This is a genomic window from Haloarcula quadrata (assembly GCF_003634715.1).
GTDB classification, from domain to species: Archaea; Halobacteriota; Halobacteria; order Halobacteriales; family Haloarculaceae; genus Haloarcula; species Haloarcula marismortui.
The window spans coordinates 2,531,416-2,553,139 of the sequence record NZ_RBWW01000001.1 but is presented as its reverse complement, the minus strand read 5'-3'; the positions used below and the strand labels follow the sequence as shown (position 1 = coordinate 2,553,139).

Annotated in this window: 27 protein-coding genes and 1 CRISPR repeat array; of the genes, 7 read left to right on the top strand and 20 right to left on the bottom strand. The window is 57.1% G+C overall.

Annotation, left to right across the window (positions count from 1 at the left end):
- Positions 1 to 180: 180 nt before the first annotated feature.
- Positions 181 to 612, bottom strand: coding sequence for a hypothetical protein (locus BDK61_RS13145; RefSeq protein WP_193363561.1), 432 nt, complete (start codon positions 610 to 612; stop codon positions 181 to 183).
- Positions 613 to 624: 12 nt separating this feature from the next.
- Positions 625 to 1,062 carry a pyridoxamine 5'-phosphate oxidase family protein gene (locus tag BDK61_RS13140; RefSeq protein ID WP_004957479.1) on the bottom strand — a complete coding sequence of 146 codons (438 nt, stop codon included), beginning with the start codon at positions 1,060 to 1,062 and terminating at the stop codon, positions 625 to 627.
- A 194-nt stretch (positions 1,063 to 1,256) separates the two neighbouring features.
- Between BDK61_RS13140 and BDK61_RS13135 the strand changes: the two genes are divergently transcribed.
- Both BDK61_RS13135 and BDK61_RS13130 read left to right on the top strand, forming a co-directional pair.
- The gene (locus tag BDK61_RS13135; protein ID WP_121303944.1) at positions 1,257 to 1,847 is read left to right on the top strand and encodes a HalX domain-containing protein; all 591 of its coding nucleotides are present in this window, start codon (positions 1,257 to 1,259) and stop codon (positions 1,845 to 1,847) included.
- 251 nt (positions 1,848 to 2,098) lie between these two features.
- Complete coding sequence (locus BDK61_RS13130) at positions 2,099 to 3,310, top strand: tyrosine-type recombinase/integrase (protein ID WP_244209791.1); 1,212 nt, start codon at positions 2,099 to 2,101, stop codon at positions 3,308 to 3,310.
- A gap of 1 nt (position 3,311) precedes the next feature.
- Here the strand turns inward: BDK61_RS13130 and BDK61_RS23465 are convergent, their stop codons facing one another.
- Genes BDK61_RS23465 through BDK61_RS13105 form a run of 6 tightly spaced genes read right to left on the bottom strand, consistent with a single transcriptional unit; the run spans position 3,312 to position 5,245 of the window.
- Positions 3,312 to 3,476 carry a hypothetical protein gene (locus tag BDK61_RS23465; RefSeq protein ID WP_167467385.1) on the bottom strand — a complete coding sequence of 55 codons (165 nt, stop codon included), beginning with the start codon at positions 3,474 to 3,476 and terminating at the stop codon, positions 3,312 to 3,314.
- The gene (locus BDK61_RS13125; RefSeq protein WP_121303456.1) at positions 3,473 to 3,763 is read right to left on the bottom strand and encodes a hypothetical protein; all 291 of its coding nucleotides are present in this window, start codon (positions 3,761 to 3,763) and stop codon (positions 3,473 to 3,475) included. Before BDK61_RS13125 ends, BDK61_RS23465 begins: the two co-directional genes overlap by 4 nt.
- A complete protein-coding gene (locus BDK61_RS13120; RefSeq protein ID WP_121303455.1) occupies positions 3,763 to 4,239 on the bottom strand; it encodes a hypothetical protein in 477 nt (158 codons plus the stop codon). Before BDK61_RS13120 ends, BDK61_RS13125 begins: the two co-directional genes overlap by 1 nt.
- Positions 4,240 to 4,569 carry a hypothetical protein gene (locus tag BDK61_RS13115; protein ID WP_064287741.1) on the bottom strand — a complete coding sequence of 110 codons (330 nt, stop codon included), beginning with the start codon at positions 4,567 to 4,569 and terminating at the stop codon, positions 4,240 to 4,242.
- Positions 4,569 to 4,772, bottom strand: a complete 204-nt coding sequence (locus BDK61_RS13110) for a hypothetical protein (RefSeq protein ID WP_121303454.1) — start codon at positions 4,770 to 4,772, stop codon at positions 4,569 to 4,571. Before BDK61_RS13110 ends, BDK61_RS13115 begins: the two co-directional genes overlap by 1 nt.
- The gene (locus tag BDK61_RS13105) at positions 4,772 to 5,245 is read right to left on the bottom strand and encodes a hypothetical protein (RefSeq protein ID WP_121303453.1); all 474 of its coding nucleotides are present in this window, start codon (positions 5,243 to 5,245) and stop codon (positions 4,772 to 4,774) included. The genes BDK61_RS13110 and BDK61_RS13105 overlap by 1 nt, the downstream gene beginning before the upstream one ends.
- A gap of 444 nt (positions 5,246 to 5,689) precedes the next feature.
- Between BDK61_RS13105 and BDK61_RS13100 the strand changes: the two genes are divergently transcribed.
- Complete coding sequence (locus BDK61_RS13100) at positions 5,690 to 5,992, top strand: hypothetical protein (protein ID WP_121303452.1); 303 nt, start codon at positions 5,690 to 5,692, stop codon at positions 5,990 to 5,992.
- Between the two features lie 5 nt (positions 5,993 to 5,997).
- Here the strand turns inward: BDK61_RS13100 and BDK61_RS13095 are convergent, their stop codons facing one another.
- Positions 5,998 to 6,240, bottom strand: coding sequence for a hypothetical protein (locus BDK61_RS13095; protein WP_244209790.1), 243 nt, complete (start codon positions 6,238 to 6,240; stop codon positions 5,998 to 6,000).
- A gap of 579 nt (positions 6,241 to 6,819) precedes the next feature.
- Between BDK61_RS13095 and BDK61_RS13085 the strand changes: the two genes are divergently transcribed.
- Positions 6,820 to 7,128, top strand: coding sequence for a hypothetical protein (locus BDK61_RS13085; RefSeq protein ID WP_064287709.1), 309 nt, complete (start codon positions 6,820 to 6,822; stop codon positions 7,126 to 7,128).
- Between the two features lies 1 nt (position 7,129).
- On the opposite strand, the gene BDK61_RS23870 is transcribed toward BDK61_RS13085, so the two are convergent.
- On the bottom strand, positions 7,130 to 7,264 hold the full coding sequence (locus BDK61_RS23870) for a 30S ribosomal protein S14 (RefSeq protein ID WP_230458848.1): 135 nt from the start codon (positions 7,262 to 7,264) through the stop codon (positions 7,130 to 7,132).
- 943 nt (positions 7,265 to 8,207) lie between these two features.
- Positions 8,208 to 8,846 (bottom strand): Cdc6/Cdc18 family protein, encoded by a 639-nt coding sequence (locus tag BDK61_RS13075; RefSeq protein WP_244209789.1) that lies wholly within the window; start codon positions 8,844 to 8,846, stop codon positions 8,208 to 8,210.
- A gap of 128 nt (positions 8,847 to 8,974) precedes the next feature.
- Between BDK61_RS13075 and BDK61_RS13070 the strand changes: the two genes are divergently transcribed.
- Positions 8,975 to 10,309, top strand: a complete 1,335-nt coding sequence (locus BDK61_RS13070) for an IS4 family transposase (protein ID WP_244209691.1) — start codon at positions 8,975 to 8,977, stop codon at positions 10,307 to 10,309.
- Positions 10,310 to 10,500: 191 nt separating this feature from the next.
- Here the strand turns inward: BDK61_RS13070 and BDK61_RS13065 are convergent, their stop codons facing one another.
- The gene (locus BDK61_RS13065) at positions 10,501 to 10,905 is read right to left on the bottom strand and encodes an AAA family ATPase (RefSeq protein WP_244209788.1); all 405 of its coding nucleotides are present in this window, start codon (positions 10,903 to 10,905) and stop codon (positions 10,501 to 10,503) included.
- Between the two features lie 235 nt (positions 10,906 to 11,140).
- Between BDK61_RS13065 and BDK61_RS13060 the strand changes: the two genes are divergently transcribed.
- Positions 11,141 to 13,849 carry a PAS domain-containing protein gene (locus BDK61_RS13060; protein WP_167467384.1) on the top strand — a complete coding sequence of 903 codons (2,709 nt, stop codon included), beginning with the start codon at positions 11,141 to 11,143 and terminating at the stop codon, positions 13,847 to 13,849.
- A 287-nt stretch (positions 13,850 to 14,136) separates the two neighbouring features.
- On the opposite strand, the gene BDK61_RS13055 is transcribed toward BDK61_RS13060, so the two are convergent.
- From BDK61_RS13055 to BDK61_RS13035, 6 genes are read right to left on the bottom strand one after another with little or no spacing between them, the layout of a single operon-like run.
- On the bottom strand, positions 14,137 to 14,352 hold the full coding sequence (locus BDK61_RS13055; protein WP_121303448.1) for a hypothetical protein: 216 nt from the start codon (positions 14,350 to 14,352) through the stop codon (positions 14,137 to 14,139).
- Positions 14,349 to 14,510 (bottom strand): hypothetical protein, encoded by a 162-nt coding sequence (locus tag BDK61_RS23460; protein ID WP_167467383.1) that lies wholly within the window; start codon positions 14,508 to 14,510, stop codon positions 14,349 to 14,351. Before BDK61_RS23460 ends, BDK61_RS13055 begins: the two co-directional genes overlap by 4 nt.
- On the bottom strand, positions 14,507 to 14,698 hold the full coding sequence (locus tag BDK61_RS13050; RefSeq protein ID WP_121303447.1) for a hypothetical protein: 192 nt from the start codon (positions 14,696 to 14,698) through the stop codon (positions 14,507 to 14,509). The genes BDK61_RS23460 and BDK61_RS13050 overlap by 4 nt, the downstream gene beginning before the upstream one ends.
- The gene (locus BDK61_RS13045) at positions 14,695 to 15,018 is read right to left on the bottom strand and encodes a hypothetical protein (protein WP_121303446.1); all 324 of its coding nucleotides are present in this window, start codon (positions 15,016 to 15,018) and stop codon (positions 14,695 to 14,697) included. Before BDK61_RS13045 ends, BDK61_RS13050 begins: the two co-directional genes overlap by 4 nt.
- Positions 15,018 to 15,422: a hypothetical protein gene (locus BDK61_RS13040; protein WP_121303445.1), complete on the bottom strand. Its 405-nt coding sequence runs from the start codon at positions 15,420 to 15,422 to the stop codon at positions 15,018 to 15,020. The genes BDK61_RS13045 and BDK61_RS13040 overlap by 1 nt, the downstream gene beginning before the upstream one ends.
- The gene (locus tag BDK61_RS13035; RefSeq protein ID WP_121303444.1) at positions 15,422 to 15,949 is read right to left on the bottom strand and encodes a hypothetical protein; all 528 of its coding nucleotides are present in this window, start codon (positions 15,947 to 15,949) and stop codon (positions 15,422 to 15,424) included. The genes BDK61_RS13040 and BDK61_RS13035 overlap by 1 nt, the downstream gene beginning before the upstream one ends.
- A 93-nt stretch (positions 15,950 to 16,042) precedes the next feature.
- Between BDK61_RS13035 and BDK61_RS13030 the strand changes: the two genes are divergently transcribed.
- Positions 16,043 to 16,291 carry a winged helix-turn-helix transcriptional regulator gene (locus tag BDK61_RS13030; RefSeq protein WP_121303443.1) on the top strand — a complete coding sequence of 83 codons (249 nt, stop codon included), beginning with the start codon at positions 16,043 to 16,045 and terminating at the stop codon, positions 16,289 to 16,291.
- Between the two features lie 190 nt (positions 16,292 to 16,481).
- A CRISPR array of direct repeats spans positions 16,482 to 18,611; the repeat unit is 30 nt; unit sequence GCTTCAACCGCCCAAGGGTCCGTCTGAAAC.
- A gap of 208 nt (positions 18,612 to 18,819) precedes the next feature.
- Here BDK61_RS13030 and BDK61_RS24210 read toward each other — a convergent pair.
- Both BDK61_RS24210 and BDK61_RS13020 read right to left on the bottom strand, forming a co-directional pair.
- Complete coding sequence (locus BDK61_RS24210; protein ID WP_279629715.1) at positions 18,820 to 18,954, bottom strand: hypothetical protein; 135 nt, start codon at positions 18,952 to 18,954, stop codon at positions 18,820 to 18,822.
- 286 nt (positions 18,955 to 19,240) lie between these two features.
- A complete protein-coding gene (locus BDK61_RS13020; protein ID WP_121303442.1) occupies positions 19,241 to 21,631 on the bottom strand; it encodes a methyl-accepting chemotaxis protein in 2,391 nt (796 codons plus the stop codon).
- Positions 21,632 to 21,724: the final 93 nt, after the last annotated feature.

The following is a 21,724-nucleotide window of genomic DNA, read 5'->3' as shown; positions in this document are numbered from 1 at the left end:
AGCTTATAACCTCTAGAGGTTTCCGGCCGTTTCGCTTCGTTTCACGTACAGTGGTCCCCCAATAGTTCATTTTACTACAGGCTGAGCGGCGCGGAGACGTTTTATTAGCGGCGGAGATCTGGTATAACACCTGTGGAACTTCTGATATCTATGACATTCTCGGTGGACGTGCACGACCGATCACGGTCCGAGTAGTGACACGGTTACGTCGTGTTCTGTATCCGTTAGTGTGGTGCTATCAACGACGTGGTCCGGCAGCGACTCCCGCCACTCGGCGAGTCGTTGCTCGTGGTAGGTCCGATGGCGCTCCACCGAGTACGTCTCGTCGTCCGCGTCCCGGAGCTCGTCAGCGGTGTCGTCAGGCGTTGGATACGACGGTGCGTCCGTAGCCAGTAGCGAGCCGGGCTCGATGAGAATCGGTCCATCGTCGTCGTCGGGCTGGACGACGTGGAGACGCGCCCGCATCCGGCCGCTAAACGGCGGTGTGACGCGCAACACCGTCTCTGACCCGTCCGCAGCCGCTTCGATGGCTGCAACGAGGTCGGTGGCGCTTATCGCGAGTGATTTGATATCTGTCGGGTCGCTGTCCATGGTTGAGTCTGTATGTTCCATTGGTTCAGGCTGTTACATCCGATTGCTGTAGTCCCAGGTGTGGAGTCGGTCGGGCGTAATCGTAATCCGTACCTCGCGGCGGTCGGGTGCAAGCAGTTGGTCGGCCAGTGGTGAGTCGGTCCCGCCGAGATAGCGGTGCAACAACTCGGTGAGAACTGTCTTATCCTCGTCCGCTGTCATCGTCGCTGTTCCGTTGCCTCTGACGCCGCAGTACGGCGGCTCGTTCGTCGAGATTTCGAAGGAGACGCTGGCGTCATAGTCGAGGTAGTCGACAACTGCCGCATCCGCCCCAGTCGCACACTCGAAGACACCGTCAACGAACCGATACCAGAGCGAGAGCATCCAAGGCTTGTCTGCTGGAGTTCGACACCCGAGACGGAGTGGCACAGTTTCGGCGCTGAGAAACTGTTCCATCTCCTCGCTCGTCCACGGTCCGGAGACGGTCACCATACACACAGCCTACGGTCGCCGCTATGTTAACATCTCTGGGATGAGTCACTGCATTGTGACAGCACAGTTTCACGAGAATCGACAATAGGACAACCATAGCATTCTCAAAATAGATAATCTGCTGGGTAGCTTTATTTTGCTGTTCAGGAAAGTCACCGTGAGAGCAGTGCGTGAGTCGACAGGAGGGACAACAAGTGCAAAAGCGTGGTGAGACCGAGGAGGCAACGGTGCTCGTCGTTGACGATGAGCAAGATATCGCGGACCTGTATTCGACGTGGCTGCTGACCGCACACGACGTTCGGACCGCACACAGCGGTACTGAGGCGCTCCAGTTAGCCGACGCGTCCGTCGACGTCGTCTTTCTGGACCGACAGATGCCCGACATGAGTGGTGACGAGGTCCTCGACACTATCGCAGAACGGGGTATCGACCCCGCAGTAGTGATGGTGACGGCCGTCGACCCGGACTTCGACATTGTCGAGATGCCCTTCGACGAGTATCTGACCAAGCCGGTCAGCCGCGAGGACCTCCTCGACACCGTCTCGGAGATGCTTATCCGAACCACGTACGACGACCAGGTTCAGGAGTACTTCGCCGTAGCTTCGAAGAAGGCGACACTAGAAACCCAGAAGAACACACCACAACTCGAAGCAAGCGATGAATACCAGACCGTCAACAAGCGGTTCGAAGAACTCCGCCAAAGGGCCGATGCCACGGCCGCAGAGATTGACGATTTCGAGTCCGTATTTCAGCAGTTCCCCGGTAACGGGCTCTCATCTGGCTAATCGCTGGCGATTCTTTTCTCACGGAGCGACAGTAATGCGTCGAGCAGTCGGAGCAAACGTACTGGCGTTTGAGAACAACTCGTTGACGACGCAGTCTGCTTGCTCGGCACACCGCCGCTCGGACTGGTGTAGTGCTGTTCCCGAATCCGAGATAGAGACGCTACTGGCTGCTTGTCGATGTGATCTGGAAAATGCCCGGGGAGGGCAGTATACCCGAGCTTTACATGCCCGTCGCCCGTGGCACTGTCTACATGACCGACAACCCCGCCAGCGCCGTCGACACCATGGTCGACCGCCTTGAGGACGGTCACTATGACATCAGCGACGCCGACCGGGACCTCCTCCTCGACCTCGACCGGCAGATCCGCCTGCTGGGCCCCAGTGAGTTCTCCGACCACCGCCACGAGTTCCTGCTGCGGCGTGGGCTCATCATCGCGAAGCGTGTCGGCGGGCTCGCCGATGGCGTCGACGACCGCGAAGCCGCGGAAGATATCGTCCAGTGGATCAACACCGAACAGACCGGCAGTCCCGAGACAAACAAGGACTACCGCGTCGCGTTCCGCACTATCGGGAAGATCGTCACCGACGGTGACGAGTACCCGGACGCTGTCGAGTGGGTCCCCGGCGGGTATCCCGACAACTACGACCCGGCACCGAACCCCGCAACCATGCTGGACTGGGCCGACGATATCCAGCCGATGCTGGACGCCTGCCTCAACTCCCGCGACCGGGCACTGGTCGCCCTCGCATGGGATCTGGGCCCCCGCCCCGGCGAGCTCTACGACCTCACGCCCGGCGATATCGTCGATCACGACTACGGCCTGCAGGTCACACTCAACGGGAAGAACGGTCGCCGGTCGCCCGTCCTCGTCCCGTCGGTCCCCTATGTCCGCCGATGGCTCGACGATCATCCCGGCGGCGATACCGATCCGCTGTGGTGCAAGCTCTCGTCGCCAGAGAGCATCTCGAACAACCGTGTCCGTGACGCACTGAAAGACGTCGCCGACCGCGCCGGCGTCGACAAGACCGTCACGCCGACGCACTTCCGAAAGTCCTCGGCCAGCTATCTCGCCTCGCAGGGCGTCTCGCAGGCCCACCTCGAAGAACACCACGGCTGGACGCGTGGATCCGACATCGCGAGCCGGTACATCGCCGTCTTCGACGACGCCAGCGAGCGGGAGATCGCCCGTGCCCACGGCCTTGATGTCGAAGCTGACGAACCCGATGCCGTCGGTCCACTGGTCTGCCCGCGTTGCGAGCAGAAGACGCCCCGGGAGAAAGACGCCTGCGTGTGGTGTGGCCAAGTCCTCTCCCAGACCGCGGCCGAAGGGGCCGAACGACAGCGACAGGATGCGATGGACAGCATGGTCGCCGCCGACAGCGACCTTGCCGAAGCCATCGCGACCGTCGAAGCTGAAATCGGCGACGACGTCTCTATCCGTATCGAAGGACTGGACGAGTGACTCAGACATCGTAGCCAGCCTCCCGAAGTGACGCAAGCCAGTTTTCCGCATATTCGGCGTAGGGAACGTCGCTCTCGGCGATGGTCTGCAGCTCTTCGTGGACGTTGTACAGCGTTTCGAGTCGGTCGTCGCGTTTTGCGTCTGTGGTGTTCGTATCGACACTCATGAATCCTCACCTCGGAAAAAGCAGTCATAACACAGCGCGTCAATGTCGCCGCTCCCGGGACAACCGACGGTCCCGTTCGGGCAGGTAGTGTCTTGGTCGCCGACACCGGCCAGCTGGGTAGTGGTCGCGATGGCGTCGCGACGGCTCATGCCACCGTCCGTCGCAACGCGCTTGACCTCGACATCGTGCCGTTCCTTGCGCTCGTGGCGCTCGGCTTCGTCGCTCACCGACACGAGATCCTGCGCAGTCTCGGACCACGAGCAGTCCTGACAGTCAGCGACCGCCATCAGTCCGCACCTCTCTTGACCAGCGTGGCTTCGTCAGTGGTCACAGCCCGGGGCGCTCCATGGAGAAGATCCTTCGCAGCGGACCGGGTAGCGACCTCGCGAAAGTATGGGTCCTCGCCTTGGAGTCGGTCCAGCGACGAGTAGCCGGCGACGAAAAACCGCCCCTCATCAGGAACGTACTCGATCTCGTTGAACCCAGCGCTTGACCAGGTCACTACGACGAGGTCGCCGCCGGTGTGTTGGATGGCCCGCAGCCAGTCAATCGGGCGCGGTTCGTCGGCGGGAATCTCGCCACACAGTGCCGCCCGGACACGCTTGACCGTCTTGCGCTGCCCGTTGTCGGCCTCATCGAGAGCGGCCAGTGCGGCGTCGGTCGCGGACTGGTCGGCCGGCAGCGGGAGCTGGTCCAGATCCCACGGGAGGTCCTCGTTCGGTGGGTGGCTTCGCGTCGCAGGCTGGCGTGATGTGGCTGCCATCTACGCCACCTCCTCGCCGTGCTTGCGGTCCCACTCGAACTCGTAGTCGACCTCATCGAGTTTGTGCCGCAGCGAGGGCCGCTGGTCGCTACGACCGCCGTGTGGCTGGTCGAGGACACACTTCGTACAGGCCGGATACAGCCGGCGGTGACACTCCCGCCGGGTCATGTCCGCTGGGTCGTCGGCCGTGAGGTCGGCACAGTCCGGGTCGTCGTGGTAGCAGATGTCGCCGCGGCCGCTTGTCCGGACTCGGTAGACGGTGTCGTCGAGGTCGCCGTCGTCTTGCTCGATCCGATGGCGTCGTTCGTCACGGGTGATTGCGCCGGCCATCAGCACCACGCCTCCCGCTCGACCACGACGTTACTCTTGATCCACGCCTCGGACTCAGTCGTCGCGACCGTGACGTTCGCGAGCGTGGTGAGCTGGATGTCGGCCGTCGGCGCGAGCAGCACACCGGTCGGGTCTTCGATGCAAGCCATCTCCTCTGGTAGGGTGTGCTGGCGCTCGCGGGCGCACACGGAGGGTTCCGACATCAGTCATCACCCCACGAGCCACGGAACGTCTCCTCGACGGTCACATACACGGACACGTCGACATCGTCGGCCACCGAGTGTCGCGCCGCGCGTTCGAGATCATCCGCGAGCGTGCGGAGTTTCGAGGCGGCCTCGATGCGGGTGTCGGTGTGTTGGTAGTCAGCGGAGGTGTCATTGCGGAGGTAGTCTTCAACAGCATTCAAATCCGCCCGCTGGTCAGGGGTCATACCGTCCCACGCGCTGTCGAGGACGGTCCCAACCATGTTCGCAGCGGCCGTGTCGGTCATGCCACCATCGGTCATCGGCTCGCCGACGTGGTCGGCGCTGACAGCGTCAGGATCAGCTTTCGCGAGCTCTCCGGCGAGGTAGCCGGGATCGCCGTTGTCCGTGTAGCGGTCGCGCTCAATGGGCTCATCGAACGTAGCCCCACAGTGACTGCAGGCGTACTTCGCCTGTGCGGGCCGGCCGCGCATCTTGTTCTTTGCCCGCCTGCAGATGCCCGTCGTGTCGCACTCAGGGCAGGCACGGACAGTGTTATCGGCCTGTGGGCCAGCGGTGCTAATGGAGGGGCTGGTGCCTATCTGAGTCCTCTCCAAGTGGCTCGCGGTGTCACGCGAGTCCGCCTTCTGAGTACTGCTCTGTTCTGGATTATCACGACCGTCTGCACGGTCGGCTATGCCGCTCTCGTTGGGCTCAGTTTTAAGAGCCCGATGTCCGTCTTTGTTCATGGCTTTCGTGCACCGGAAGCCAACGACCCCGAGGTGCCCTTAACACCATTTGAGGGGTCGTTTTAGGGCGATGACCCAACGGCCTCCGAGTTGTAAGTGTATCCTTACGCTATTAATGTTACTGGTAGTAGCACCCTAAAGTGAGCCTACCAGTAGTTCTATACAGCGGTGTTACCAACAGTATCATGTATGGCCCTCGCTACCGATGAGATGATGCTGTTGCAGCTCCCGACAGACGAAATGATCCTTACGGAGCTGCGGGACGGTCGAAATCTCGGGGCCAACATCGCCGACGAGATCGGCCGACACAAGAAAACAGTCACCAAGCGGTTGAACCAGCTTGAAGACTACGGACTCGTCAATAATATCGGACGCGGCGTCTACGAGCTCACCGAGTCTGGTAGAATTGCTCTGGATCACATCGACAAGTATGACCGGAGCTCCAATGAACTCGAAGACACCATTGAGCGCAAACTCACCGACGAGTCCTGACATTCTCACGCGGGCTGTGCTATCAACGATAGCTCGTCTTCCAACCAGTCGGGCGTCTCGATATCGGCGAGTTCCCCATCGCGGTACGTGCTCTCGACGTCCATCTCGCCAGACAGACTGACTTGGCAGATCCAGCGCCGGCCATCGGGGTGCGTGACCTTCAGTCGGTGACCGTCCTCGCTGCGGCCCAGCTGGCGCACTTCAACTTCGTTGCCGGCGTAGTCCCGGATACTCATTTTCTGTGGCATACACGCCACACCGAGGGGTGGATATTGCTTAAAAAGGTGCTAGATGTCCGAATAATCGGGACGCGATGCCCATCGATATTATCCGCTGTTCGTTTGGTGGGTCTGGTCGTGGCGTGGGCGGTACAACTGAAACAATATCAGCATACCACCTGGCTTCCGAAAACCATAGCACGTCTAAACAAAGCTCAGTGATGTGCTGTTATGACAGGAGGAGTTATACATAGACTGTGGTCATGATCAGTAATAGTGTCCTTAATCAGATCAGCATGATCCTCCGCATATCACTCTCACTAGACTTTGTGATCCTGATCTTTCTGCTCGGCGAATACAGATCAATGAATCGAGATTCTATATCTCCTCTCAGGTTGAAGCCGTTGAAGTACGGAATTTTGGTGATCTTAGGATCAGTCATTATAACTGTAGCTACGATCTCTCTCAGGGTTTTTTCCGATATCTTTGACTTTGATATAGGCGTCCTACCATTACTAGCATTTATAATACAAATGATAATCATAACTGGGGCCTCAATCTGGCTATCCCATATTATTTTGAACGAGTGAACGCTAATGTTGAGTCAAGATGGAGGCTCCTGAGGATGGATGGCACAAAGAAATTTTTGATGAGAATGATCTAAAATTATTGAGAGATGAGTATAGCCAGAAGGACGAACCCATTAAAACATTTGCAGAAGGCTGCTGTGATGATGGACTAGTTCCTGGACAAAGGGTAGAGAATTTGGCCTATATTATTGGTGAATTTGCTCACTCAAATTTTAATGACGAAGGACTGTTTGTTGAAGTGATTGAAAAAAGTGTAGACGGAGAGGAAGGTGAAAAACTAGCGAAGTCTTATATCGGGATCCAAGCAATAAAAGATCTTGAGACTTGATCTAACTATATTTTCTAAAACCCATATTCGATGCAAGGCTTTGAAAGCACTGTCTACACAACCAGATATCGTATTTTCCGATAAGACCTTGCTCTCGTCCACAATATTGACATGCACTTAGTTGCTTAGTATGCACAACCTTTTGGACTAATTTTGGTTGGTCTTCGATCTCAGAGTTTTGAATAGACCACCATATATTCCAAAGATATGCCTTCTGTGCCTTTCGAATCAGGACCTTATTTGTTGATTCATTAGAAGATCCAAAAGCTGCTTCAGCGGCGCTGGTGAACTGCCGCTTCCGTTTTTCTAAATACTCTCTCGCCTGGTTTGGACTAATTGGATCATCAATAGCTGAGCGCGTATTGCCGGAAGTGAAGTTACTATCTTCAATTCCTTCAAAAAACTGACTTTCGAACTTTTGTAGTGAATCAGTCCACTCTGGTCTACTTGATTTAGCATATTCGATAATTTGTCTCAGATATACTCCATTCTTTATTTTTAGATCACTGGGATCTATACCCTGCGTAAAATGGTTATATGCCAACTCGTAGATCTGGTCTTTGCATCCAGTACTATACTTACCAATTTCGCTCAGCGCTTCAAATAGTTCGTCAGAACCCGCTGATTCAGGGTCAAAAGGCAGGTCATCGCGATACTCTTCTTCAGTTACAGTCCTGTGGTGGGAGGTATCCGTATCGGAATACGATTTATTAGGGGATCTGGTATCGATATCGTCTGCCATTGTTCTGGAATCTTCCTATGTGGCCGAACGGCTGTGCTAGGTACATTACTGTTAGTCACGTAAATAAGACTTAGGTGCTGTTTCTTTTGGGTAATACGCTGGAGTTCTCTCAACTTTTCATTGACCGTAGCTATTTCAGCCTTTCAGATGAGTGAGGATATACTCGAAACGGCCGATACCGACGACAGTGGCCTATCCGCCATCGGCTTGTCGGCTCACAATTCGACAACAGTTGGCTGAAGTCTCGACACACATCAGCCGCAGCACCCTTTTCGATGTCCTGCAGGTACATGATTTAGCACTCACCCAGCGGCCTGAGAGAACCTCCGCACAGTAGTCAATCTTGCAGGCCAGATTGGAGTACTCTACTCAGGTCGATATCGTAGCCGGACCGGACACTCTGGTCGATAACCGTATACCGACGATCCCGCGTTGAGCCCAGCCGCTCAACAAGGTCGTACTCATCGAGCTTCCGGAGCTTCCGGCGCTGTGACCGCTCCGCCAGTGGCGTTCGCGAGCGGCCGTCGTACGCTCGGTCGGCGACAGCGTCGTAGCGGTCGTGCAGCGTCTCGCCGTCGATTTCCCCGGCGTCCCGTACCAGCGCGTAGAGCAGGTGATGATGGAACGACAGCGAGTCCAGCGCTGCCTGCCGCATCCACTCCCGGGCCAGTGGATACGCGCCGGCGACGTCCTCATCGCGAACAGTGTGGTGATCCCGATCCTGTGCCAGCGTCGCTGCGGCCAGCAGCGAGTAGATCCCGAAGCGGGCGATGCCAGCGACCTCGTCGGCGATCATTTCGAGCTGGCGTCGGGCAACGACACCATGGTCCAGTCCCTTCTCGGCGCGGGGTTCGAGGATGTCGGCCAGCTCATCGGTGCCGTAGCGATCCAGCGTCAGCGTCTGTCCGTGCAACCGGTGGGTGATCCGTCCGGGGGCGTGGGTCAGCCACTCGGCAGCGTCGTAGCAGATGATCACCAGCGAGATGCCAGTGACGTCGGCCAGCCGTTCGAGCGCCTTGGTGTCGTGGCATCCGTTCTAGGCTAAGGCTGAGTTAGCAGGAAAACCACCAGATGTTACCGGGATGAGAAACCGGTGGAAAGTGAATGAAACTACCACCGGATGAGGTAATCGAAGAGCGGTTGGTGAATACTTTTCCAAACAGCCGGCTGCGCGAGCTGGCTCGCGCAACCGGACTGGTGCAGCGCGACGGCGGGAAGTTGGAAGCTGACGCTCTGTTCTGGGCGCTTGCGCTCGGATTTCTCTCAGCCGGGCACAGAACAATCGAAGCGTTCCGCCAAACCTACATCGATACCTTTGGTGGCACGATCAGGTACTCATCCTTCTACGAGTGGTTCACGCCTGAACTGTGTACATTCCTTCGAGAGGTCCTCAAGGAGGCCCTTGAGGACCTCGATCACGAGAGCGACCGTCTCCAAGGACGGTTTGAGGAGTTCCGTGAAGTCTTCATCGTGGATATGACAGTCATTACGCTGTTCCAGGAGCTGTTTGATGAGTTCCCTGGCTTTGGTGACGACCACGCTGGAGCGAAGCTCCACGTGGTCGAATCAACCAGTACAGGCCTCCCTACCGAGTTTTCTATCACAGACGCTCGCACGCACGAGTCAACGCAGTTGTCGACTGGACCATGGCTGGAGAACGCACTGCTGCTGTACGATCAGGCGTACTTCGAGTACCGGACGATGGACTTGATCGACACTAACGGCGGCTGGTTCCTGACGCGGTTGAAGCCAAACGCACAACCGAAGATCGTCGACGAACTCAGGGAATGGCGTGGCAACGCCATTTCTCTGGAGGGAGAAAAAGTTCAGGATATTCTGGACGATCTGCATCGTGACGTGATTGATGCCAAGAGCGAGGTCGAGTTCAAGCGACGCGTCTACAACGGCACGCGCAGCCGTGCCGTTGAGACGTTTCGCGTCGTTGGTGTCTGGAACGAGGACCAACAGCAGTACCACCTCTACATCACGAATCTTCCAGCTGACGACTACGCTGCCTCAGATATCGCAAAGCTCTACCAAGCTAGATGGGAAGTAGAGCTTCTCTTCCGTGAACTCAAGACTACATACGCCCTTGACAAGATGGATACAACCAAACCAGAGGTCGTTGAAGCGCTCATTCTGATCAGCCTCATTTCACTCATTGTGAGCCGGACACTTCGAGAACTGTTCATCGAGATTCTCGAAGACAACTGCAGTGACGACGACATTGAGCCGTCGTCACTGCTGCCACGAGAGCGCTGGGCAAAGGCTGTGAGCCGCCGGAATGATCGGATACTCCGCCGAGTCGCTCGGCGACTCGGCTATGAGACGCCAAGTCTCGTCAAATCGCTGATGAACGACGGATTGAACCCGAACGCTCACCGTACCTTATTGCTTGAGGAGGTACAGTACAACTCGTTTGACGCCAAGCTCGCGTAATCCAGCGAGAACGCTGGATTCGCGTCGCTGGTTAGCTGCGCTACTCGGTCCAGATGGGCAATTCAGTGCTTCTTCCTCCTGAGAGAAGTTCAGGCTGTCACACACGAGCAGATCGAATCTTCAGCGCCAGTTATTCACCGTAGATGTATCACCAGCTCTGGCACAATCTCTGTCAGCCGAATCAAGTTAGACTAGAACGGATGGGTGTCGTGGATGTCAGAAGCCTCGTCGAGGACAACGACGAGTGGGTCCTCAACACGCCCGCGCAAGGAGAGACACAGGTCTTCGAGTGGTGTGTTGGTAGCGGGTTTGGGCCCGACCGCTGCCAGTACTTCTCGGATGATGCTCGCCGTCGACGCCCCCATACACTCGACGTGGGTGTAGTCGAGATCGTGGCGCTCGGACAGCTGGCTGAGTGTGTGTCGCGCCAGGACAGTCTTCCCGACGCCGGGCGACCCTTCAATGAGGAGATCGTCGCCTTGCTGGCCGCGCTTTGTGGGCGCGAGCGCAGTGGCAAGCCGGTCGACGGCAGCATCGCGGTGGAGGAGGCGTTGCGGGGCGTACGTGTCGTCAAAGACCGACCGGTCCGCAATCATGTCAGCGGCTGATGATAGCGTGGTATATAAATGGGTGCGTGATGTCCGAATCTTGGCTGCTGTCAGTTGTCAGGGGAGTTCCTTATTTGATCGGACAGAGTGAAACACCTTCTCAGTACGCGTGCCTATTGACGACTAGATTTTCTAACAGTTCAGAGAAATGTACTGATTGTGATGAAAGATCGAGCGCGCATTCAGCACTTCCTTAAATTCCTCTGTGTAATAAATGAGCCATATGGAAGATAATTCGAACATGGACAGAGGGGGAGCAACCGCCGGCGAGTCAAGAAGTGTTTACGAAGCGATCTTCCGTGAAATGAGTGATGCAGCCTTTTTGATCGACGTTGAACAATCAGACGAAGACTACACGTTTACCTACCGGCGAAATAACGCCTCACATCAGGAGCAATCTGGCCTTTCTGAAGATGAACTACGCGGACAGACCCCACAGGAACTTCTTGGCGACGAACAGGGCACTGTTGTCGCAGGGAACTATCAAGAGTGCGTTGAAAAGGGAGAAACCATCGAGTACGAAGAGAAATTAGAGTTACCTGGTGGGACGAGTGACTGGCAGACAAAACTCACCCCGATCACCGACTCCGGCCAAGTCACCCAAATCGTCGGCGTCGCTCGGGACATGACAGAAAAGAAAGAGCAAGAACGGCAGCTGAAGCGCATCCATCGGCGGTTTGAGACTGTCATGGAAACCATGTCCGCAGCGGTATTTCTGAAGGATGCCGACGACCAGTATCTCATGATGAATCAGGCGTGCCGTGAACTGTTCAACGTAGAAGATCAAGACATCGTCGGATTGACCGATGAGGACCTCTTTCCACCAGATACGGCTGAGCAAGTCAGAACAGACGACCGACGGGTCTTCGAGAACGGCGAGGTGATTGAGATAGAGGAGACAGTCCCAACAACTTCCGGGAACACTGTCCGGTTGACGCGTAAATCACCTGTGTACGACGAAGATGGTGAGGTTATGGCTCTTTGTGGCGTCTCGACTGACATTACCGAACGCAAACAGGCCGAACGGCAACTCAAAGAGAACAAAGAACGGCTCACAGAACAGAATACCGCACTGGAATCGTTGGCTCAGATCATAACCGATACAGAGCGAACAGTCAACCAGCAGATAACTGACCTGCTCGATCTGGGAACGACGTATCTTGATCTCGATGTTGGAATCCTCTCGGAGATCGACGGTTCTGAGTACACGGTCCGGAACGTCGTTGACCCTTCGAAAGGCATCACCTCCGGAGATTCGTTCGATCTCACCGATACGTATTGTTCGTTGGTCTATGATGCTGACGGCCCCGTCTCATTTCACAGCGCAACTGATGGTGGTGTCAAAGACCATCCGGCGTATGAAAAGCAAGGGATCGAGTCCTACATCGGGGTTCCAGTCTTCGTCGAGGACAAACGGTATGGTACCTTGAATTTCTCCCGATCTGAGTCTCGTGAGGAAGCAATCACAGACGCTGAGGAGTCGTTCGTCCGGATTATGGCACAGTGGATGGGGACGGAACTCAATCGCCAGCAACGTGAAGAGGAACTTGAACGGACCAGCAAGTTCCTGCAAGAGACACAGGCAGTCGCAAAGGTTGGTGGATGGGAGGTTAGCCTGCGGTCCGAGCGGATGCGATGGTCCGAAGAATTGTATCGCATCCACGGACTGCCACTGGATGCGAACCCGACACCTGAAGAGGCGATCGAGTTCTATCATCCGGACGGTAGAGACACTATCAGAGAAGCCTTCGACAGACTCACTACTGAAGGCGAACCGTACGACCTGGAGCTGCGGATTGTCACCGCAGACGACGAGGTCCGCTGGGTCCGCACGCGCGGTGAACCACGGTATGAGGATGACGAAATCGTTGCCGTCCACGGAACGTTTCAGGATATCACCGAACGCAAAGAACGCGAAGAGGAACTAAACCGTTCTCAACAGATTATTGAAAATTCGACCGATATCGCTACGATTATCGATCCAGAGGGAACGATAACGTACGTTAGTTCCGCTGTCAAAGATGTTCTGGGACATGACCCAGAGGAGTTGATCGGTGCCAACGGGTTCAGGTATCAACCAGAAGAAACCCAAGGAGCTGTTGCGGATGCTGTCGAACATGTGCTCGACAATCCTGCTGAAACGAAGAGGGTGCAGACACGGTTTCGGCGAGCTGATAGCTCGTGGTGCTGGATCGAATCAACGCTTCGAAACCGTCTTGATGATAATGTGATCGATGGGATACTAGTAAGCAGTCGGGACATTACCGAACGCAAAGAACGCGAGCAGGAACTCCACCGACAGAATAGTCGACTCAACGAGTTTGCAAGCGTGATTTCTCACGACCTCCGAAATCCACTCAACGTCGCTCAGGGACGGGCGGCGATTCTGCAACAGCGGGACGACGACGAGTTGCAGGAACACCTCACTCCGCTCGTGAGGTCGCTGGACCGAATGGAGAGTATTATCGAAGATACGCTGACGCTTGCTCGACAGGGCGAAACTGTTGGTGGGACAGATCCGATATCGGTCGTTGATCTGATCGGGAAATGCTGGGCAGGGGTAGAGACAGGTGAAGCGACGCTCGAAATCGAGGACGAGTTCACGCTACGTGGGGACCACGACCGGCTCCAACACGTGTTCGAGAACCTGTTCCGCAATGCAGTGGAACATGGGGGCGAGGATGTAACGGTCTGGGTTGGACGCTGTGGTGAGGACTGTCTCTATGTCGAAGATGATGGGCCAGGAATTCCACCGAGTGACCGCGACGCGGTACTCGAACCAGGCCACACGTCTGTAAGTGGCGGAACAGGCTTCGGTCTCACGATTGTAAAGCGCATCGCAGAGGCCCACGGCTGGGAGGTAGCGATTACCGACGGGCGAGACGGCGGTGCTCGATTTGAGTTCGATACTGCTGGACTGCCCGATAAGTGAGTGGTATTGACCGACTGATTCGCCAGTTCTGATCCGAACACGGGGTTGCTGTGCTGTATCCGTTCTGAATGGATTCTGCGTAGGGCATTCTGTCTGGATTGCTCGTGCTGACTTCGACCTCTGCATGTTTCACCGGCCCTCTGACGGATTTCATATAAGTTGCCCCTAATCAGGTTACGGATACTCTCTGTACCGCTCACAATAAGAAGTAGAGTCACTACATTCACAACAGCTAATATTAGGTAACCAACCGCCGGCCATCCGAAGGCTACAGGAATAGGAAGTGGTCAGCCCTGCAGTTGCTCAGCGTACCAGCGGCTATGCACGAACCGCTGTGGGCACCACTGCTCGTGTGGGAAGTCATCGATGTTCATTGCCACAGCCCCACACTCGGTACACCGAATTTCGCCGGTCGGCCGGCGTGCGGTCAGCCCGCCCTGCCCGACCGAGGCCTCCTCAAAGACGAGCTCGAACGTCGTTGACGGGTCAGCGAAGGACTTCATTTGAGGTCGACCTCCAAGCCACTCGACCGTCGGTACGCCAACAACGCGAGTCTGTCGCGAGGGAGCGGCACGTACACACCCAGCCGTAGCGACGATAGCGGCGTGAGCTCGACGTGAGCCCAGTCCACGCGGCCCTGCCCGTACTGCATCTCGGTCATGCGTCAACCTCCTGGACGACGACAACGCTGTCGACGATCTGCCGGCCGACGGGTCGCCACGCACACCCAGTCCACTCTTCCTCGACGTGATCGTAGCGGCCGTCGCTGCGGGGTTCGTAGCGATCCCGGCGCGGGGTCCCGCCGGCGGGCGTCCGCCGAACGACGATCGCTTCCGATGGGTCCGTCATCGGGACACCCCGCCATCGATGTGTTCCGCCAGCGCTGTCTGGTCGACGCCGGCGGGAATCTGCTTGTCCCCGCGGGCAAACCAGACAGCTCGTAGATGCTTGCACCCGCCGTCGGGTCGCCGATGCAGCATGTCGGGACAGTCACAGATGCCGGCGTCGGGATCGACGATGTACTGCGTGCCTTTGTTATAAACCGCGACCTGCTCGTCGCGGGTCGCCGGGTCGTCAGCGTAGATGTCCATGTGCTCGGTCAGCGCGGCCACGTCACGCTGGTCCAGCTGGGCCAGCGCTGCGATGTCGGCAGTCGCTGCGGTGGCCATCACGCCAGCACCTCCAAGAGCGTGCCGCTGTTACGCAACCGCTTGGCTTCGTCGACAGCCTCGCGACCGTCGGCGCCGTGGTGGTCGATGATCTCGGCCCGGTCGGCGACGATGTCGTCCAGTGCTGTCCGGACGTGGGCCCGCACCTCAGCATCAAGCTGCTCGCGAATCGTCTCGGCGGCATCGAAACATACCGCGTCCATCTCGGAGAGGATGGTCTCCCCGTCGTCTTCGCTGAGCGTGTAGCAGCGTTCCATCGCATCGGCCAGCCGCACGATGGCGCCGTCGCGGAAGTACAGCTTGTCCCGCACGATGTCAGCGAGCAGGTCCGACTCGAACTGGTCGACGGCGCGGTCGACAGCCTCGTGTCGGCGCTTGTCGGCCTTCGGGTGGTATTGGGGCATCAGTTCTCGACCTCCTCGGGGTAGAGCTCTCGCACAACGGCGCGGTACGCATCCCGAGCGTCGGCGTCGACAGTGTCACCGTGGCCCTCTGGCCGAGTGATGACAGCCTGCCAGTCCGACAGCGGCCGAATGGTCTCGCCGTTGCCGGCGGCCTGAGACTCGACGACAACAGCGCGACCGCCGTCGGCAGTGACGTACAGCGTCTGGATGGCTGGCCGCTCGCGGTTGGCGACGCCGGTTGCCTGCCCGCGGTCGTTGGTCCGGTACTCCAGCTGGAGGCCGGCGCGTGCCTCGACAGCGTGGTAGCGCTCTTCGTCAGCGTCGGCATCCTCGCGACCGCCGTTGTCGGCCCACGTCTCCGGGATGATCTGCGATTCGTCTGACTGGTCGATCCACTGCCAAACTCGGTCCGTGCCAGCAGATTGATTGCTGGGGCGAATTGATTGGCTCATGCTTCGGTTGGTCGAAGCGCGGGCGGTGTCTGAAGCACCGTCCGAATTCTGCATCGGCGAGCTCCCACGCTTCATACATACACATTATTCTGTCATCAACATAAACCTATGGGTTGTAGGTTATTGGCGATAGGTTTACGGCGGTAGCCTACCACTTTTACAACGGAGATGAGTACAGCAGAACCAATCATGGACGCAGATGATATGCGTGACGCAGATTGGGCCATCCTCGAAGTACTTCGCGAAGGCCGAGCGAACGCACCGCTTATCGCTGAGCAAGCGGGCTACTCGGCCCAGTACGTTCGAGAACGGCTTGGTCGACTCAAGCAAGACGATATCGTTGAGCCACTAGGTCACGGTATGTATGCGACCAATCCAGATGAGATTCCGAACAGGGAAGCGAGCAATACCGAGTGAGTGCGAGCAGTGCGGCGTCACGTCCCGCGGCGCCGTCGTCCACCAGTTCGGCGACGAACTGCTGTATGTCGACTGCGCAGCGCCGAGCGACTGCTCCCGCTGCGGGACCGACACATCGAAGCTGACGCTGGCCGGCGAGTGGCTGTGCACGGCCTGCTAGGACATCCGGAGCGACCGGGATACGGTACGTGCTTCAACCGCCCAAGGGTCCGTCTGAAACAGTCATTCGTGCTTGGGACGGCGGCATACAGCGAGCTTCAACCGCCCAAGGGCCCATCTGAAACGCTCGGAAAACGGACTGTTCCGCGACTTGTTGATGCTTCAACCCCACAAGGGTCCATCTGAAACCGGCCGGCCAGCGCCGCCAAGAAGGCGACGAACATGCTTCAACCGCCCAAGGGTCCGTCTGAAACGCGGCGACTCGGTGATAGCTTGTATGTCTTACCCGTTGCTTCAACCGTCCAGGGGTCCGTCTGAAACCGCTCAAGCACTCCGTCACCGAGCAACGGCGCGGCTTCAACCGCCCAAGGGTCCATCTGAAACACAAACAAAATCGGTCTTCGCTGTCGTTCGTCGAGCTTCAACCGCCCAAGGGTCCATCTGAAACTGCGAGCGCCCAAAATCCGCCCGATTCAATGCTGCTTCAACCGCCCAAGGGTCCATCTGAAACCAACCCCCACAGTCAACGACTCGGCGATCAAGCTGGGGCTTCAACCGCCCAAGGGTCCGTCTGAAACCGGCCCAACGACGTTTAGAGCGGCAAACCCAAGGTGCTTCAACCGCCCAAGGGTCCGTCTGAAACGCGTCCAGTTCCCCAGCGGGCTCTGCGTGGTAGACTGGCTTCAACCGCCCAAGGGTCCGTCTGAAACGTCCTGGGCCTTCGAGACGGCTTCGCCGGGGTTATCGCTTCAACCGCCCAAGGGTCCGTCTGAAACTGGCAGTAGAGATCTCAAAGCTCCCGATCTGGTCGCTTCAACCGCCCAAGGGTCCGTCTGAAACTGGGTGTACTGAACCTCGGCGTCGTAGCCGCCGGGCGCTTCAACCGCCCAAGGGTCCGTCTGAAACCGTTGTCCCACTTTGTCCCGCCGCGGGACCACTGCGTGCTTCAACCGCCCAAGGGTCCGTCTGAAACTGCCGTTGCCCACGACAAGCCGCTCGGGGTGGCGCGTGCTTCAACCGCCCAAGGGTCCGTCTGAAACCGTCCGACGGGGCCAGACAGTCCGGCCACTGCTCTCGCTTCAACCGCCCAAGGGTCCGTCTGAAACCCCATGACGTATGCGCCGCCGACGCTGTCGAGCGCGCTTCAACCGCCCAAGGGTCCGTCTGAAACACGCACTCAAAACGACTGAGCCAGAGGAGTTGATAGAGGCTTCAACCGCCCAAGGGTCCGTCTGAAACCACAACCTCAAGCACCGACGACGAACGAACTGTATCCGCTTCAACCGCCCAAGGGTCCGTCTGAAACCCACGTCAGCCGTCCCGTCGACAGCGTTCGGGTCGCTTCAACCGCCCAAGGGTCCGTCTGAAACATGCATTATGGCAATTCAGGAACGCAATTCCACGAACGCTTCAACCGCCCAAGGGTCCGTCTGAAACCACTCTATCGCCAGGTGCGACGAGGGCGTTCGAGAGCTTCAACCGCCCAAGGGTCCGTCTGAAACCATCAGGCGGGGCGGCCATTATTACAGCACTATGCGGCTTCAACCGCCCAAGGGTCCGTCTGAAACGCGGGCGACCAGCTCGCCGGGGGTCCGCTCGACGTGCTTCAACCGCTCAAGGGTCCGTCTGAAACAACGCACCGGCATCGGTAAGCGTCACCCGCTGTGTGCTTCAACCGCCCAAGGGTCCGTCTGAAACGGGACAGTTCCGCCACCGGCTCACGGGCGAGTTGGTCGCTTCAACCGCCCAAGGGTCCGTCTGAAACGCGACAGACCCTGATGCCGTCCCAGACGACGCGCCGGCTTCAACCGCCCAAGGGTCCGTCTGAAACGCGGCGATAACTGGCACACGCTTCGGGTCCCGCCCGCTTCAACCGCCCAAGGGTCCGTCTGAAACCTGACGGGTTTCCGGTCCCTCTCCGAGTTTATCGAGGCTTCAACCGCCCAAGGGTCCGTCTGAAACTCGCAGAGACAGGCGAGTTTGAGGTGGTAGAACAGTCGCTTCAACCGCCCAAGGGTCCGTCTGAAACCGGACACCACACCCGAAGTCCCACTGCTCGGGTTTGCTTCAACCGCCCAAGGGTCCGTCTGAAACGATGATCGACCCTGGCACACTGCCGAGCTTCGGCAAGGCTTCAACCGCCCAAGGGTCCGTCTGAAACAATGCCCGATTTCCGGGACACAGCCTGTCTTGAGGCCGGTTTCACTTCACTATTTTCGTCGACCACCAATATCCCCTGAACCCCCGGGGGTCGACGGAAACCACTCCAGTTTGCCACCGCGCTCCGCACCGGCCTCAACCGTATTACTCTGTGACTCGTTTCTTCTTATGGGGTCTGTATGTACCAGAACGGCCACTACGGCGCAGCGCTACTCTTTGTCGCCCCAACCGGCGCGCTCCTCATTGCCGCCGGCTTCGTCGAGCTCGCCCTCATGGCCGGAGCCACGGCGGTCGCCCTCGCGATGGTGCCCGATCTCGACCAGCGCGTGCCAGGTATCACGCACCAAGGCCCACTCACACGTCTGGTTTGGGCTGGCTGTTGGTCTCCTGCTCGCTCCGGTCGGGACGCTCGTGACGGTCGCACCCCTTCTGGGATGGGCTGTGACAGGGTTCGTCGTCGGGTCTGTGACTATCGCGTCGCATATCACCGCCGACGCATTGACCGCATTTCCCCCCAGTACTGCACCTGCACTACGAAGAGCGGGTCTGCGGTCAGTTAGCTATCTGAGCCAAGGGATACTTCATAGAGCGATCTTCGGTTGCCTGAGAGGGGCCAGCACTGCGACATCCTTACTCACCCGTCTCACTGGTATCAACTTCTCCAGAGGTAGTAAACTGTCCAACGAGCGAGCGTAGGTCACTGGCTCGTTCGGAGAGTGTTTGAATATTAGTGGTCACTTCGGTGACCGATGCAGTCTGTTCTTCCGCGGAGGCCGCAGCGTTTTCTGACTGTGCAGTCGTTTCCTCGCTTATCGAGCCGACCTCATCAACCATTGCGACGACTGCTTCGCTTGAGGTAGCCTGTTCAGCCGTCGCATCGCTGATAGACTGGACGCCATCATTTGCCGATTCGACTTTTCTGGCGATATTTCCGAGCGCATCAGTAGCCTCTTCGACTGTTGTATGACCGTCTTCGATTTGGTCTCCGATCTTCTGCATATCGGCAACCGTCTCATTAGTGACTGATTGCACATCAGCGATGATTGAGCTAATGTCGTCTGTCGCCTCCTGAGTTTCCTCGGCAAGTTGTTTCACTTCGTTAGCGACGACAGCAAACCCTTCTCCGTCAGTTCCGCCGTCACCGTTGCCAGCACGAGCAGCTTCAATATTCGCGTTGAGCGCAAGCATATTTGTCTGCTCAGCGATGTCATCGATGAGTGTCACAACCTCATTAATTCGGTCTACTTCTTCAGCAAGTTCTTCGACCTGCTCTATCGTTGCGGCTGTCTGCTGCTCAATGTTTGCCATCTTCTCCGACGCCTTTTGACCGCTTTCCCGACCAGCCACAGCCATTTCAGTTGCCGCCTCTGACTGTGTTGCAACCTCATCCGCTGAGGAAGAAATTTCCTCGATGGTGGCCGACATGTCCGTCATCTCGTCTGTTACCTGTTGGATGTTCTCGTTTTGGTTTTCCGCACCGGTCGCGATCTCCTGAACGGCGTTGCTAACCTCCTCGCTCGCGGTTTTGATTTCTGCAGCGCTGGCCGAAATCTCCTCTGTGGAACCGTTCACGTCACCGGCAAATGACTCAATCCTAGTAATTGTCTGTTCAAGCTCCGAAACCATATGATTGAACGCCTCCGCAATATCACCCATTGCGTCGTTATCGGTGTTTTCGTCAAGCCGCTGAGTAAGGTCCCCGTTTGCAGCCTGACCCATCACCTCACCGAACTCTTCTGCACGGCGTTCAAGAGATGCTGCCAAATCCTCAGCTTCAGCTTGTGCTTGCTGGGCATCTTCTCGCGCCTCAGTGATATCTGAAATGAACCCTTCTAGGTCAGCTTGCATTTCGTCTAAGGATTCACCGAGACGACCCGGTACGTCTTCCTCTAACACGTCGGCATTGAACTGTTGTTCTGAGAGTGCATTGGCTTGGTCCGCAACCACTTCGAGATATGTCTTGATATCTCTGAATGCAGTTCGAACTTGTCCAACTTCGTCGATACGACCCTCATCGCGTATCGGCTCATCCAGATTCCCTTCGGCAACCGCCGTTGCTTGGTTTGTAAGCTCCTGCATCGACTGGATTGGACCACGGTTAACTAACCACCCGAGGAGGAGCAAACCAACTATCGCCACGCTCACCAGCGCGACGATGTCGGTTGTAACTGTTTGCTGAAGCGCAAGTGCTGAAGACTTCGGTGCTCGCTTGACAGCAACCCAATCAGTACCTCCGCCGACAGGAGCAAACGCAACAAGGGAATTAGCAGTAATTACCGTCCCCTTATCTTGCTGGTCAATTGCAGAGAGAATCTGCTCTGACCCCTGTGCACTGTATTCTGAAAGCAGCGCAGACTCGTTCAGACCGAACACGACATCAGTCGTCCCAGCAGCAACAACTACGGTTTCCGTGCCGTCAATGGAGCTCCTGAATCCCTCAGCTCGTTCAGCCGTGTGCGTGACTAGTACCACAGCACGGTCTGAATTTGGCACTGGGGAGATGAACGCTATCGATGTCTTTCCATTGGTATCTCTGTATACCCATGACCGCGACACCTCATCAGGACTGTCGAATGTAAGGTCCTCATATGCTGTCTCCATTGGCCAGACGATGCTTGTTTCCTGAATACCGCCTCCTTCCAATTCCGAGTTTGTGCTTGCGACAATTGTACCGCTTTCTTGTTCGATATAGTGGAGTGCAACGACATCCGATGACAAGTCAGCCTTTCTGTTGAGTAGCGTCTCCCGTGCCCCAGTTTCGTTACTGGCAAACCCACGATGCTCTGACAGAGACCTCGTGTTTTGTCGTTGTGTAGTGAGCCACTGCTCTAAGCTATCGCCCTCCATTTCCGCGCTTGTCAGAAGGCTTTGCTGTTGCTGTTCTGTCACTCCGTTAGAAACTTCGACTTGTGTATATCCTCCAATAGCACCAATTACTACCAGAATGAGGAGCGCCGATAGGGCGAATTTCCTTGTGTAGCTCTTACGTATTGTGTCTGGGAGATAGTTCTCAAGTGACATAATTTTAGATGGGGTTTTGCTCCGTATATACGACCGCAGGAATTTTGAGTGATAAAACTGCTGTTGGGATTATTTTTGTTGATACTAAGTGTG